Origin of the sequence: Allobosea sp. TND4EK4, from assembly GCF_900156025.1 — a bacterium.
In the GTDB taxonomy this organism is placed as follows: domain Bacteria; phylum Pseudomonadota; class Alphaproteobacteria; order Rhizobiales; family Beijerinckiaceae; genus Allobosea.
This window is the reverse complement of the sequence record NZ_FTMO01000060.1, coordinates 1-1,053: the sequence shown is the minus strand read 5'-3', so window position 1 is coordinate 1,053 and position 1,053 is coordinate 1. Positions and strand designations below refer to the sequence as shown.

Sequence of the window (1,053 nt, the reverse complement as noted above, 5' to 3'; positions counted from 1 at the left end):
TCAGACGAAGCGGAAGTCGTCTGCCGCGAGGCTGGCGAGGTGCACGCCCTTCAGCGTCAGCGTGGTGTCGGCGTCGATGGTGAAGACGGTGTCGGTGCCGATCTGGGCCGCCGCGCCCATCGCATCGTCGAAATCGGCGAAGAGGCCGATGTCGAACTCCAGCACGTCGGAGCTCGAGCCCGAGGTCCTGAAGTCGGTGACCTCGTCCTTGCCGAACCCCGCCGCGAAGACGAAGGCGTCATGGCCCGAGCCGCCGGTCAGGATGTCGGCACCGGCGCCGCCCTCGATCCGGTCGTCGCCCGAGCCGGCGTCGAGCCGGTCGTTCCCCGCCCCGCCGAGCAGGACATCGTTGCCCGAGCCGGCATCGATGGCATCGTCGCCCTCGCCGCCGTCGAGGCGGTCGACACCCGAGCCGCCCTTGATCACGTCGTTGCCGAGGCCGCCGAAGACGGCATCGTCGCCCGAGCCGCCATCGATCGTGTCCTGGCCGGCATCGCCGCGCAGCGTGTCGTTGCCGGCCCCGCCCTTGAGGCTGTCATTGCCGGCGCCGCCGTCGAAGGCATCGTCGCCATTGCCGCCGGTCACGATGTCGTCCGCCGCGCCGAAGAGCAGCTTCTCGATGTTCATGAAGCGGTCCGAACCCAGCCCCGCGCCCGACACCGTGCCGGCCGCGACATCGACCGTCACCGGCCCGGTCGCCCCCGACAGATCCAGCGTGTCGAAGCCGCCGCGCCCGTCAATGACGTCGTCGCCGGCCCCGCCGACGAAGACGTTGTCGCCGTCATCGCCCTTGAGAACGTCGTTGCCGGCGCCGCCGATGACATGCTCGATCGAGACCAGCTCGTCGGAGCCGACATCGTCGCCCTCGGCCGAACCCGCCGCGAGATCGACCGTGACGCCGGCCGTGTCGTCGGCATAGCTGACGGTGTCGATCCCCTCGCCGCCGTCGAGCCTGTCGTCACCGGCGCCGCCCATCAGCACGTCGTTGCCGAGACCGCCACCCAGCGCGTCGTCGCCCTCCCCGCCCTTCAGCAGATCGTCGCCCGCCTCGCC

General features: G+C 70.9%; 1 protein-coding gene. It reads right to left on the bottom strand.

Annotation, left to right across the window (positions count from 1 at the left end; genetic code table 11):
* Positions 1–1,053 (bottom strand): calcium-binding protein (locus BW981_RS22245; RefSeq protein ID WP_139333915.1); only part of this gene is annotated, 1,053 nt, incomplete at its 5' end.